A 12,005-nucleotide genomic window follows, 5' to 3' on the forward strand; every position below is an offset into this window, starting at 1 on the left:
AGCGGCAAGCGGCAAGCCAGATCAACAGCCACCTGTGGATACAAAAGGTCGTTCAAGGCTACACATATCGGGTTGACCGCCCTCTTCTCGCTCCCTATCCTCGCGCCTGTCACGACTCATTCGTGATCGGGTTTGACGGCCCACAACATCTCTCACGACGTGCATTGCCTCATCTCTACGCTCGGGCACACCTGTGCCTGCAGCATTGCGTTATGGCACCTGTACGTGGGGCACCTTTGGGTGCGCCGGGTTACGTGAGACCGGTCCGTCAACCTGCGTACAGTTGCCACCCAACTCGTTTGACGGCGAGCCGATGGCAGCTCTTGATAACTCACGGAGCAACACACCATGACGGACCGTATCGCGCTAACCAGCAACGAATCCTCCACGCCCACCCTGTTTATCGACACCCGCGCGCCTTTGGACGAACTGCATGCCAGCGCCGCCTACCGCATCCTCGCGGTGACTCAACTGATGGAAAGCATCGTGCACATGGACAACCGCCACGCCGATGCCAGCGACCTGACACAGATCGCCCACGCCAGCGCCATTCTGTTGCGCGATGGTTGTGATCTGCTGGACGTGTTGGGGCGGCGGATTCGTGGCAGTCAGTACCTGAACTAAAACGCCCTGTGATCGTTCCCCTTAAAACACGGGGGAACGATCGGCACGCCTGACCCCTCTCCTTCATCTAGAACCCGCCTCATCGATCACTGCCGTCCCCATCTTCGCCAGAAGATGCGCAGCCCTGTTGTGGGTGGCAGCCGTGCGCGGATTGGTCGACCGGAGATACAGGAACCCGGCAGGGACGAAGCCCTTCCACGCACAGCTGCCATTGCACGAATGCGCAGGCGCACAACCCGCCTGCAATAGCGAAATGGGACGCTGCTGCAGCTGCATCAAAACGGGTTACCAAGCGGAGGGGTGGCAGCTGCGTGCAGGTTGGTAAACCGGAGATACAGGAACCCGGCAGGGACGCCCCCTCCCACGCACAGCTACCATTGCACAAGTGAAATGCGGCGCTGTTGCGCCTGTATCAGAACGAGTTACCAAGCCCGCTCGCTGAGTGTGCTGCGACGCTCAAAGACTAGTCCGGGTTCGACACGCAGCAACGACGAAGGCGTCGCCGTTTATGTCCAAGCCACGGGTGTTGGGAATGTTCAGGATGGCGGCACGCCGTAGCACGCGAGAACCAGCAGGCCATTGCGGCCAACTTCGATAGGAGGTTTTAGGCAGTGACGATGCGCTTGAAGATCTCTGCCATGGGCGTGTAGTTCACATAGACGCCATTGATATTCGCTTCAAGCCACTCATCCTGGCTGACCTCTTCCCAGTCCAGTTCGTAACCTGCCGATAGCGCGAGGTGTTCAAAGAAGATCCGCTGGACTCGGCCATTGCCCTCGTGAAACGGATGAATCATGTTCAGCTCGCAGTAGAATTCCGCCAACTTTTCACAGAAATCGTTTCGCTCAAGTCCACTCAGCCAGTTGTTTTCTTGAAGATTGGAAAAAATCTTCAGGGCTTCCACCTCGATTCTTCCGCAGTTACAGAAACGCGTTCCGCCCTTGGAGATATCAACATTTCTTATCTCTCCCGCCCAGGCATAGAGGTCGGAAAACAACTGTCGATGCAGCAGCTTGAAATTCTCCAGGCTGTAGGGCGGAGCAACATAGCGAACCTGGATTTGCGAGGATTAGCCACCATCTTGCGCATTCTTTTTCTCAACCGCTGCTGCGATAAGAGGGGCCTTTTTTCTCAGTCCTTCGAGGGTAAGCTCCTCCTCCTCATACATTCTGTACCACTCTCGGCGGACTCGGAGTATTCGCTCGTCGTCTCGGATTGGAAGCTTTTCCAAGGTGCTTTTTGCCAGTTCTTTAAATTCATCGGGAATAAGATCAGTAGCCACAAGCTGCATTGATGGAAGTAAAATTTCGAACCATCCTTCACCCACTACGAAGGGGTCTAGGACTAGGGAGGCTTCCTTTTTGTTTTTCGAGGAATTTACCCACCCTTCGACATATCGAAAGTTCGCCCACTCATACGCTAGAGAATTATCTTCTTTCCAACTGACGAAATGATCAACAGTGCCGCTAGGGATATACATTGCTCCAAAGGCACAACGATTCGAAAAACCGTCGGCTAATGCATGGCGAAAAGGTGTCCACTTATCCGTCGGGCGTTCGCAGTTAGGGTTATCCTTTAGCCAAGCCGCTCCAGCTTTTCTGCATCGCTCGTCAAATTTTGACGGCTCCTCGATAGGGTTAGGGATAGGAATCACTTTACCGATCCTTTAGTTTTATTTTTCTCTGTCCACACAATCCAGCGCGGCCAGAAGTGGTCCCCGCCAGGTAGAACGCGAATAAGTTCGTTGTGAATTTTACGTTCTGTATTTAATTTATCAGGTAGATCTGTGAGTTCTCCGCGCATCCATGCCTCGGCAGCTTCAATCGCACGTTCAGCCTCTACGGATCGTGCTTGTTGCATCCCAAAAGTATCAGATACTAGCCAGTTGACAACGTCACCTTGCTTTGCCCAAACCTCTGGTTCAATCACTGCCTGTCCATCGCTCAAACGAATGTGGAATACAGAGTCTTTTGATTCGTCAAATGCGGGTTCTACCGACGCAAGCACCAAGGGAGAGTGTGTTGCAACGATTAATTGAACCGAAACCTTTTCTCGGGTCATGACTTTCATGACGTCTAAAAGGGCTGGGACAATTCGCCTTTGCCATTGCGGATGAAGGTGGCATTCAATTTCATCAATAAGAAAAATGATTTCTTTTGCAGGCTTTATACCTCTAATTTTGCACGCCCGCTGATGTCCGCTCCAGGTCCATACAATTAAATAGGCCAGAGCGGCAATGCGGCGCATACCAGCTGAAGCATGCGTTAAAGGAACATCTTCGCCATACGGCATTCTAAGGGTCGGGTATAAAGTCTCATCAATTGCCCCTAGGTATCTAGGAGGTCCTGGTTCAAGTTTCTCTAACCCTGAAGGTGATAGGGCATCAAGCGCTTTAGTCAATTCTTTGAAGGTAGTATCTGGCGCTATTTGTTGCCAGCGCACCCAATCAGCAATTAGCCCGTTGCAGATGTTTGTGCCCTTCTCCGACGTTGCGCCGTACCAAACTTCATTCGGTGTAAAATTGAATGCCCGAATCTTCTCTTCTTGTTCTTCCTCTGCGTTGCTCCAGTAATTCCTGGCAGGGTCCCATGCGGAAAAGCTCCCATCGACACCGGCATAAATAACTACGCCAGGGATTGCAGGTCTCGCTTTTGGTTGTGGCCAGAGACCGTTCTTAAAGAAGATCTCGCCATGTTTATTTCCAGCCGTGACCTTGCTGTATTCAAAGCTAATGCTTGGTGTTTTGAATGACTCGCGAGGGGTTGCAACAGAGTCTCTCGCCCAGGTTCGAGTTAACACCCACCAAGCGGTGTCCAAGATGAAGCTTTTTCCGAGGCCGTTATCGCCAGTAATAAAATTTAGTCGTTCAGAAAATTGGATGGGACCTAGCTCGTTGGCCGGACCAACTCCCTTCAGGTGCAAGGACTTCAGCATATGTCTGGTCTCGGAGTGATAGATAGGTAGGGAGTTTAATGCGAAAAAATCTACTCATCTACGATAGATCCCGAAACGGTCTTAATCTTTGGAGAAAACAAACTCAATCGAAGCTGCTGGACGCGGCCGACTACTGATCTCGATACGAGGCGAGCAAGCTGATAGTGCTCGCAGCCGTAGCAGATGGGGGGATGGATCGCTAGCCTGCATCGGAAGTAGCCGACGTCCGTTTAGAGTCCTTTTCTGCGGGCCGTCACTACTGAGTGCGACTGCCAGTCGTATCATTCAACGGTCTTCCATGCTTGGCCAAGATTTTTTCCAACGACGCTTTTTCGTCGAAGATCGGTATATCTATGCCTTCCAGTCTTGAACTGCTGACAAAGTTTTTAAGCTTGTTCTTTTCGAAACGCTCATAAGGATCAAACGCAGGACGAGCAGCGCATTTCGACAACAGGGACAAAGCACCTCTAAGTTTTGCAACATTCCTGGCGCACATCCTGAAGCCGATTCTTTTTGAAACTTCATTGCGCACGGCCGGATAGGGCAACGCATCACTGAGTGCACGTGCGCATTCACGCCCCTCTTCTGCCTGGGCACTCAGGCGCTTTAACTTCAAAAACAAAGAGTTCCAGCCATTTGCCCCTAATTTCAGATGAAGCTGAGTTTCGACAAAGCGTTTGACCTCAAGAAACGTCCCCAGCTTCTTCAGATCGCTGATCTGTGCAGTTTGCAAAATCTGCTGCAGTGATACGTCCATCATCGCCCCATGATTGATGCCAAAGCCCGGAGATTATACACCTCATAGATCGCCACCACGGGCACGTCTCGTCCTTGGTACCAGCACTCTTCACAGTCAAAAGCGGAGCCCACCCCTTCAGCTAGCATTCGCCTCGTTCGATGTTTGCAGCCCTGAGAACCTGAGCATTTTCCAGTCCCGGTAAAGGTGTTCCAGAAATGGATAGATGACCCCGGAGCATGCCAGCCACCTGCTCGGGCGGGCACCAGAGTGGACCACATGATGTCCACTATCGGCATAAATTCGCTTTAACAGACCTTCTGTTGTCCCTAACGCCCCCATCAAAACCTGGCCTGTGGATAACGTCACAACAGCCATCCTCCATCGCCAACCCCACCTACGCTTAGGTAGGATGTCCCCTCCTTTTCCCCGAGGCTCGCGTCATGTTCATCGGCGTTCTGCTGGTCATTACCTGGCTGATCCTGCTTCTGCGCTACCCCGCCAAAGCCCTCCCCGTGTCCCTGGCTGCCGCGTTCGGCCTGGCCCTGGTGGCCTGCTGGGTGGTCTGGCTGGACAACCGCGAAGCCCAGCAACTGGCGCGCCTGGAGTTGCGCCTGAGCTACGCGCCGGAGCACTGCCCCGCCGACCGTCCATTGCAGGTCAAGCTGAACAACGGCAACAAGGTGCCCCTGGTGGAGTTGCGCTGGCGGGTCGCCGCCTATGCGCCGGGGGATACGGTCAACCTCGCCGACAACCAGTACAGCGCCCCGCGCTACCGTGGCCCCGGCGAGTTGCAGGCCGGCGCCAACTGGCAGGACTGCCTGCCCCTGCCGCCGCTGCGCCCCGGCTATCGCCCGCAAACCCTGGAGTTTCGCGCCGAGCGTTTACAGGGTAGTTTCTCCGACTGATTCACCCCCTCCCTCACCCAGCACAAGGACCGCGCCATGCCCGTAGCGTTGATCACCGGTTGTTCCAGCGGCATCGGCCGCGCCCTGGCGGACACCTTCAAGGGCGCCGGTTTCACCGTGCTCGCCACCGCCCGCAAGGCCGAGGACGTCTCTGCCCTGCAAGCGGCCGGTTTCAAGGCCGTGCAACTGGACGTCAATGACGGCCCGGCCCTGGGCGCCCTGGGCGAGGAGATCAACCAGCAGTACGGCGGCCTCGATGTGCTGATCAACAACGCTGGCTACGGCGCCATGGGCCCGCTGCTCGATGGCGGCGTGGAAGCGATGCAACGTCAGTTCGAAACCAATGTGTTCTCGGTGGTCGGGGTGACACGGGCGATGTTCCCGGTGCTGCGCCGCAGCCGCGGCCTGGTGGTGAACATCGGCAGTGTGTCCGGGGTGCTGGTGACGCCTTTTGCCGGTGCCTACTGCGCCTCGAAAGCCGCAGTGCACGCCTTGAGCGATGCCCTGCGCATGGAACTGGCGCCATTCGGCATCCGGGTCATGGAAGTGCAGCCCGGGGCCATTGCTTCGAGCTTCGCCAAGAATGCCGGGCATGAAGCCGAACAGCTGCTCAACGAACAATCGCCCTGGTGGCCGCTGCGCGAGGGCATCCGCTCCCGGGCCAAGGCCTCCCAGGACAAGCCGACCCCGGCCAGCGAATTCGCCGCCGGCTTGCTCAAGGCGGTGCAGCAGGACAATCCGCCACGCCTGGTACGGCTGGGCAATGGCAGCCGCGCCCTGCCGCTGCTGGCCAACCTGCTGCCCAAGGGTCTGCTGGAGAAGGGACTGATGAAGCGCTTCGGCCTGAGCGCCAGGCTCTGATCCCCACGCACGCAAGCCATCCAGGGTGTACCACGTGCCTCCCGTAGGAGCCGGCTTGCCGGCGAAGAGGCCCGCGAGCCGAGTGCCAATCTTGCGACCACCTTCGCTGGCAAGCCAGCTCCTACAGCGGTGGCGCAGTGCGCCTTTGTTCATTCGCCAATCAAGGATCTGCCCCATTGAAATATCGTAGTGCGCTGACGTTGACCCTATTCGCCTTGCTGCTGGGCTGCCATGCCTCGTCACCGGACGAAAAACTCAATGCCACCCTGCCGGAGCTGAGCCTGGAACAGATCCTGCCCAAGGTCGAGGCCAACCCGTACTGCTCGCCGGAGATGGACAGCGAACGGCTGGTCGGCCTCGGCATCCGACTGATGAATGAGGACGAGGTACTCCATGGCGCAAGCCGTACCTTGCTGGCGAGCAAGGCCATACAAATGGCCCGCGGCTGCCTGATCATGGCCGCCCCCCGCGACACCATGAGCCTGTGCATCCTGGGCGGGATTGTCGGCTCCAGGCAGAAGGACTATGACAAAAGCGAAGCCTTCAACTACATCGCCTACGCCGCCCAGCACAATGAATCCTGCGCGGAAGCGGGCCTGTACGACATCTACAACCTTGGCAAGCTGGACCAGCCGGCGAACAAGGCATTGGCCATGGCCTGGCTGGAACGCGCCGCTCGGCACGGCGACGAGGACTCGCAACAAGAGATGCTGCGCAGCAGCGAGCAGGACAATTTCCCGCTGGCCTACGCCTGGGCCCGAACCCTCGATGACGCCCAAGCGCTCGAAGCGCTGAAACGCAAGATGAGCCCTCAGCAGATGGCCGAAGGCGAACAGCACTACACCCGGCTGCTCAGCCAGCTCCCCTCCAAACAGGATCTTGAGCAGGCGCTGCGCCAGAACGTCATCCTCCTGGGCACAGGGGATATCTACTACGACTACCCGGAGGTGTTCGCGGGCATGTCGCCTGAGCAACAGCATGCTTTCGTCGCCCAGTTGGTGGACATGCAGGACCGCTACCCGAAGTTCCACACCCGCGGCCAGCTGGTGGCCTACGCCTTGATTTCCCGCCTGGTGCAAAGCACCGGGCCGGCCGTGGACCTGTGGCAAGACCCGGCGCTGCAGGCCGTGCTGGAGGACGATGACCTGAGCGTGGAAGACAGCGTGGCCAAGGCCAAAACCCTCCTGGCCAAGCGCACGCCATAACTGGAGCGGCAGGCGCAACTGCTTTTGCAGCCGCAGCCAGACAGCTGCTGCGGTTTCGGTTGTGCGTCCTCTCAAACCCAGTAGAATCCGCGGTCTTGAGCGCCCGCGCTCAAGCAGCATGGAATCGCTGGCGCCGACACCCAAGCACGGAACTGCTCACGCTCCCCTCCTTTGCCGTCCCTGCCTGATTTCATGCGCGTCTTTTTTCATTCGCCGATCAGGGAATATCCATTGAAATTGTTCAACGCGCTGCCACTGGCCTTGGCTGTCTTGCTGGCGGCTTGCGCCTCCACGCCTGCGCAAAACACCGAACCGAAACGCCCCGAACTCAATGACACCCTGCCCAAGCTGACGCTGGACAGCGTCTTGCCCAAGGTCAGCGCCAACGAGTACTGCAACCCGGCCATGGACGCGGATGTGCTGTACGGCGCCGGTTACAAGCTGAACGAGATCGAGGACTACGCGAACGCCAAGAGCTGCTTCGCCATGGCCGCGCCGCACTACACCCGGGCCTTCTGCTACCTGTCCACCACCACCGATCAGGAAACGGACAAGCCCAAGGCCGAGCGCGACCGCGAGTCCTTCAACTACATCGCCTACTCCGCCTCGCAGAACGATTGGTGCGCCGAGTACGGCATGTACGCCACCTACTGGTTCGGCGACAAGGACATCCCCAAGGACCGGGACCTGGCCCTGCGCTGGCTGGAACGCTCGGCACTGCACGGCAACCCGGAACCGCAGCAGAGCCTGGCCGACGCCGCCGAAGAGTCCGGCGACCTGGTAAAGGCCTACGCCTGGCTGAAGGTCATCGACAACACCGAAGACACCAGCCAGTTGGATGCCCTTAAAGGCAAGATGAGCCCAGAGCAACTGGCCGCAGGCGAACAGCGCTTTGGCGAGCTGAAGGCGCGGGTGACCAGCAAGCAGGTGATGTACGACGAGGCGCGGGATGAAGAAGTGGCGATTTTCTCGGCCGAGATCCATTTCGATCTCCCCGACCTGTTCCAGGGCATGACCACGGCCGAGCGCCAGGCCTTCGTCAAGGCGGCCATCGCCAAGGCCCGGGACAGCGGCCAGTTCAAGCTGCATTACGCGGTGACCCAGTACATCATCGTCTCGCGCCTGGCCCAGCAGCGTTACCCCGGTGTCGACGTGCTGCAGAACCCGAAGCTGGTGGCCACCATCAACAACGTCAACGACGGCCTGGAAGCTGCGGCGAAGAAGTCCCAGGCGATCATGGACAAAAGCTACAAATAACCGCCCCCTGTAGGAGCCGGCTTGCCGGCGAAGAGGCCCGCGAGCCTTGCATCGCCCCTGCCGGCGCCTTCGCTGGCAAGCCAGCTCCTACAACCAATGCCTCCCTCGTAGGAGCCGGCTTGCCGGCGAAGAGGCCCGCGAGCCTTGCATCGCCCATGCCGGCGCCTTCGCTGGCAAGCCAGCTCCTACATAGGGTGGCGCCTACAAAGGCTCGGGGTTGACGATGACGGTGCAGGTGATGCCGGCCGCCAGCATGACGCCTTCAGGCACTTCATCGATATGGATGCGCACCGGTACGCGCTGGGCCAGGCGCACCCAGTTGAAGGTCGGGTTGACGTCGGCGATCAGTTCGCGGCTTTCCGGGTTGTCGCGGTCGTAGATGCCCCGGGAAATGCTTTCCACATGGCCCTTGAGCACTTCGCCGCTCATCAGTTGCATGTCGGCCTTATCCCCGACGCGCACGTGGGGCAGCTTGGTTTCCTCGAAGAAGCCGTAGACCCAGAACGAGTTCATGTCGACCACCGCCATCTTCGCCTCGCCGATGCGTGCGTAGTCGCCACGGTGCACGTTGAGGTTGGTGACGTAGCCATCCACCGCCGCCCGCACCTGGGTGCGCGCAAGGTTGAGTTGCGCCGCTTCCAGCTGGGCCTGGGCGTGCTGGTAGTCGGCCAGGGCCGAGTCGGCGATGTTGCCGGCGTCGTCGCGGTTTTCCTTGGAGATCACCAGGTTGTCCATGTCGGCGCGACGCCGGGCGTTGACCTTGCGCATCTCCCAGGTGGCCTTCTTCGACGCCACCAGCGCTTGCGCCTGCTTGACCGCGATCTGGTAGTGCTCGGGGTCGATCTGCATCAGCAGATCGCCCTTGCGCACCAGCTGGTTGTCCTTGACCGGCACGTCCACCACTTCGCCGGTGACATCGGCGGCGACGTTGATGATGTCCGCGCGCACCCGGCCGTCACGGGTCCAGGGGGTGTACATGTAGTGCTCCCACAGGGTACGGCCGATCCACAGGGCCAGGGCCAGCACGAGCAGGGTGGCGAGCAGGCTGAAAAACTTTTTCATTGCGGGGGTCTCAACGGTAGACAGTGAGCGCCATGGCGCCGAACAGACAGCAGAACAGGCTCAGGCGCAGCAGCGCCGGGTGCCAGAAGAAGCGATACAGGTCATAGCCGGAAATGAACCGGTCCAGGGCCCAGGCCAGGGCCGCGGCGATGAAGAACATCAGGGTCATGGTGGGCATGTAAACGCCGTGGAAGGCGATTTCACGAGGCATGGTCAAGTCCTTGGGGTGCAGGCGCCGTTGGCTTGGCCACGGCATAGGCCGCCAGCGGCGATTGCGGGTCGAGCAATGAAGTACGGATGAAGTGCAGGTAGCTCTTGACCCGGCGCAGGGCCGAGGTGTCGAAGTGCGGGGCAAAGGGCTCGTCGGTGGCCTGGACCCGGCTGATGGCGTGGTCCACGGCGATCAGGCCGCGCTCCAGGTTGCTCTGGCTGGGCTGCAGGAACAGCCGCACCAGGGAGCGGCCCATGACCCGGATCGCCTGGCGCCAGGGCTGGGATTCGGCATAGGCCGGGTGCACCGGGAGGATCGCCTGCTCCTTGCGCAGCTCGATGATCGCGTGGCCGACTTCCAGCACCACGAACATCCAGCGCAGCAGCTCGCTCTGCACCTTGGGCTGGCCCACCGCCAGGCCATAGGCCTGGTGCAGCAGGTCGCGGGTACGGCTCTCGAAGCTCGACGCCAGGCCCTTGAGCTTGCCGCTGATGGCGTACACCACCTGGCCGCGCAGGTCCTGCTCCAGGCGCCGCCACAGCCAGCGGCTGTTGGGCGGCAGGATGATCGCCCCGGCCGCGGCGCAGACCAGCATGCCCATGACCATGGCGATGTAGTCATTGATGAAGGTGTAGGGGTTGTAGATGGTCAGGTTGTCCGGCACCGAACCGGTGCTGAAGAAGATCAGCAAGCCCAGGCCGACCCCGGCGTACTTGGGCCTGGACGCGAGGAACGAACCGAGCACGATCACCGGCGCCAGCATCAGGCACAGCAGCGGGAAGCCGTCGATCCAGGGGAACACGAAGAACATTTCGACGAAGCCCACCAGGGCGCCGATGAAAGTCCCGCAGGCCATCTGGAACGCCATGCGCTTGGGGTTCGGCGTAGCCGCCGAGAGGCCGATGGTGGCGGCGGCGATCAGGGTCATGGTGGCGCCGCTGGGCCAGGCCGTGGCCACCCAGTAGCTGCCCAGCACCACCAGCACGAAGGCCGCGCGGATGCCCGAGGCGGCGCAGGCCAGCCAGTTGGTCTGCGGGGTGTAGGGCTCGTCCCAGCGCTCGCGCTCGTGGCTGTGGTCGGCCAGGGACGCGTGGGTCTGGGCGTAGCTGTGCATCTCGTCGACAAAGCGGTAGAGCAGCTCGTAGGCGGTGTGGAAATCCAGCTGCTCGGCGTCGCTCGGGCCGCTCTCCTGGAAGGCCGTGCGCAGGCTGCGCACCCGCGCCGGCAGCTCGGCCTTGTAGGCCGCCAGGGCCGTGGCCAGGCGCGCCGCATCGGGGCTGGTCAGGGCACGGCCGGAGAAGCCGTCCAGCAGTTCCGCCAGGTCCTGCAGGCCGGGCTTGATCGCCGCCACCACGTGATCGGCGCCGCTGCTGCGCAGGCGTTCGAGCAACTGGTGCAGGGCGTTGAAGCGCGTGGTGATGCCCATGAACTCGCTGTTCAGGCGGCTCAGGCGGCCGTTGCGCCGACGCATGTGCGGGTCTTCGAACACGGTGACGCTGCGCAGCCCTTCCAGGCCCACGGCCTCGGCGATGAAGCGCACGTTGCTGCTTTCGAAGCTGTCGCGCTGGCTGCGCCCGCGCAGGCCGTCGGTAACGAACAGGGCGAACACCCCGAAGCGCTGGTACAGGGCGTTGCGCATGGCGGCGCTGGCGGTCTGTGGCAGGATCGCGGCGCTGACCAGGGTGGAGCAGAGAATCCCCAGGGAGATCTCCAGTACCCGCCACACCGCCGCCATGAAGGCCCCTTCCGGATGGGCCAGGGCCGGCAGGCCGACCATGGCCGCGGTGTAGCCGGCGAGGACGAAACCATAGGCGCGAAAGTTGCGGTAGCGCGCCGCGCCGGCCGAGCAGATGCCGACCCAGATCGCCAGCGAGCCGAGGAACAGCTCGGTGTTCTGGGCGAACAGGGCGATCAGCGCCACCATCACCGCCGAGCCGGCCAGGGTGCCGAGAAAGCGGTAGAAGCTCTTGGCGAACACCTGGCCGCTCTGCGGCTGCATGACGATGAACACGGTGATCATCGCCGTGCGCGGTTGCGGCAACTCCAGGCGCATGGCCAGCCACAGGGTGAGGAACGCGGCGGCCAGGACCTTGAAGATATAGACCCAGGTCACGCCGTCGCTGCGCGCCCAGTCGAAGAAACCCCGGCGCCATTCAAGGGAGTACAGCCAGCGCAAAGGTGCGGGCAAGGAAGTCATGGGTGCCTGC

General features: G+C 60.3%; 11 protein-coding genes and 1 pseudogene. 5 read left to right on the top strand and 7 right to left on the bottom strand.

The window, feature by feature from the left end; genetic code table 11:
* The first annotated feature begins 348 nt into the window (after positions 1 to 348).
* The gene (locus A9971_RS14980) at positions 349 to 624 is read left to right on the top strand and encodes a short-chain dehydrogenase (RefSeq protein WP_183001360.1); all 276 of its coding nucleotides are present in this window, start codon (positions 349 to 351) and stop codon (positions 622 to 624) included.
* 604 nt (positions 625 to 1,228) lie between these two features.
* Here the strand turns inward: A9971_RS14980 and A9971_RS14985 are convergent.
* The 4 genes and pseudogenes from A9971_RS14985 to A9971_RS15000 all read right to left on the bottom strand — a co-directional run.
* Positions 1,229 to 1,678 (bottom strand): annotated as a pseudogene (locus A9971_RS14985) (Fic/DOC family protein); the annotation flags it as partial.
* 15 nt (positions 1,679 to 1,693) lie between these two features.
* Positions 1,694 to 2,278: a hypothetical protein gene (locus A9971_RS14990; RefSeq protein ID WP_179598034.1), complete on the bottom strand. Its 585-nt coding sequence runs from the start codon at positions 2,276 to 2,278 to the stop codon at positions 1,694 to 1,696.
* Positions 2,275 to 3,558 (bottom strand): AAA family ATPase, encoded by a 1,284-nt coding sequence (locus tag A9971_RS14995; RefSeq protein ID WP_179598036.1) that lies wholly within the window; start codon positions 3,556 to 3,558, stop codon positions 2,275 to 2,277. The genes A9971_RS14990 and A9971_RS14995 overlap by 4 nt, the downstream gene beginning before the upstream one ends.
* 256 nt (positions 3,559 to 3,814) lie before the next feature.
* Positions 3,815 to 4,315, bottom strand: coding sequence for a YhfG family protein (locus tag A9971_RS15000; protein WP_183001359.1), 501 nt, complete (start codon positions 4,313 to 4,315; stop codon positions 3,815 to 3,817).
* Positions 4,316 to 4,737: 422 nt separating this feature from the next.
* On the opposite strand from A9971_RS15000, the gene A9971_RS15005 reads away from it, so the two are divergent.
* From A9971_RS15005 to A9971_RS15020, 4 genes are all read left to right on the top strand, one after another.
* A complete protein-coding gene (locus A9971_RS15005) occupies positions 4,738 to 5,202 on the top strand; it encodes a hypothetical protein (protein WP_015634229.1) in 465 nt (154 codons plus the stop codon).
* A gap of 36 nt (positions 5,203 to 5,238) precedes the next feature.
* Positions 5,239 to 6,063 carry an SDR family oxidoreductase gene (locus A9971_RS15010; protein WP_041116054.1) on the top strand — a complete coding sequence of 275 codons (825 nt, stop codon included), beginning with the start codon at positions 5,239 to 5,241 and terminating at the stop codon, positions 6,061 to 6,063.
* A 176-nt stretch (positions 6,064 to 6,239) separates the two neighbouring features.
* On the top strand, positions 6,240 to 7,268 hold the full coding sequence (locus tag A9971_RS15015; RefSeq protein WP_125062798.1) for a sel1 repeat family protein: 1,029 nt from the start codon (positions 6,240 to 6,242) through the stop codon (positions 7,266 to 7,268).
* A gap of 231 nt (positions 7,269 to 7,499) precedes the next feature.
* Positions 7,500 to 8,525, top strand: a complete 1,026-nt coding sequence (locus A9971_RS15020) for a sel1 repeat family protein (RefSeq protein WP_259652357.1) — start codon at positions 7,500 to 7,502, stop codon at positions 8,523 to 8,525.
* 201 nt (positions 8,526 to 8,726) lie between these two features.
* On the opposite strand, the gene A9971_RS15025 is transcribed toward A9971_RS15020, so the two are convergent.
* From A9971_RS15025 to A9971_RS15035, 3 genes are read right to left on the bottom strand one after another with little or no spacing between them, the layout of a single operon-like run.
* Entirely contained in the window at positions 8,727 to 9,587 is an 861-nt protein-coding gene (locus A9971_RS15025; protein ID WP_053149108.1) for an HlyD family secretion protein, read from the bottom strand.
* Positions 9,588 to 9,597: 10 nt separating this feature from the next.
* On the bottom strand, positions 9,598 to 9,798 hold the full coding sequence (locus tag A9971_RS15030; RefSeq protein WP_007930063.1) for a DUF1656 domain-containing protein: 201 nt from the start codon (positions 9,796 to 9,798) through the stop codon (positions 9,598 to 9,600).
* Positions 9,788 to 11,995 carry an FUSC family protein gene (locus A9971_RS15035; protein WP_019094736.1) on the bottom strand — a complete coding sequence of 736 codons (2,208 nt, stop codon included), beginning with the start codon at positions 11,993 to 11,995 and terminating at the stop codon, positions 9,788 to 9,790. The genes A9971_RS15030 and A9971_RS15035 overlap by 11 nt, the downstream gene beginning before the upstream one ends.
* Positions 11,996 to 12,005: the final 10 nt, after the last annotated feature.

Source organism: Pseudomonas sp. UME65, assembly GCF_014170225.1.
GTDB classification, from domain to species: Bacteria; Pseudomonadota; Gammaproteobacteria; order Pseudomonadales; family Pseudomonadaceae; genus Aquipseudomonas; species Aquipseudomonas protegens.

Coding starts and splice junctions, on each gene's coding strand:
- A9971_RS15010 (WP_041116054.1), top strand. CDS start 5,239: ATGCCCGTAGCGTTGATCACCGGTTGTTCCAGCGGCATCGGCCGCGCC.
- A9971_RS14980 (WP_183001360.1), top strand. CDS start 349: ATGACGGACCGTATCGCGCTAACCAGCAACGAATCCTCCACGCCCACC.
- A9971_RS15030 (WP_007930063.1), bottom strand. CDS start 9,798: ATGCCTCGTGAAATCGCCTTCCACGGCGTTTACATGCCCACCATGACC.
- A9971_RS15005 (WP_015634229.1), top strand. CDS start 4,738: ATGTTCATCGGCGTTCTGCTGGTCATTACCTGGCTGATCCTGCTTCTG.
- A9971_RS15000 (WP_183001359.1), bottom strand. CDS start 4,315: ATGGACGTATCACTGCAGCAGATTTTGCAAACTGCACAGATCAGCGAT.
- A9971_RS14995 (WP_179598036.1), bottom strand. CDS start 3,558: ATGCTGAAGTCCTTGCACCTGAAGGGAGTTGGTCCGGCCAACGAGCTA.
- A9971_RS15025 (WP_053149108.1), bottom strand. CDS start 9,587: ATGAAAAAGTTTTTCAGCCTGCTCGCCACCCTGCTCGTGCTGGCCCTG.
- A9971_RS15035 (WP_019094736.1), bottom strand. CDS start 11,995: ATGACTTCCTTGCCCGCACCTTTGCGCTGGCTGTACTCCCTTGAATGG.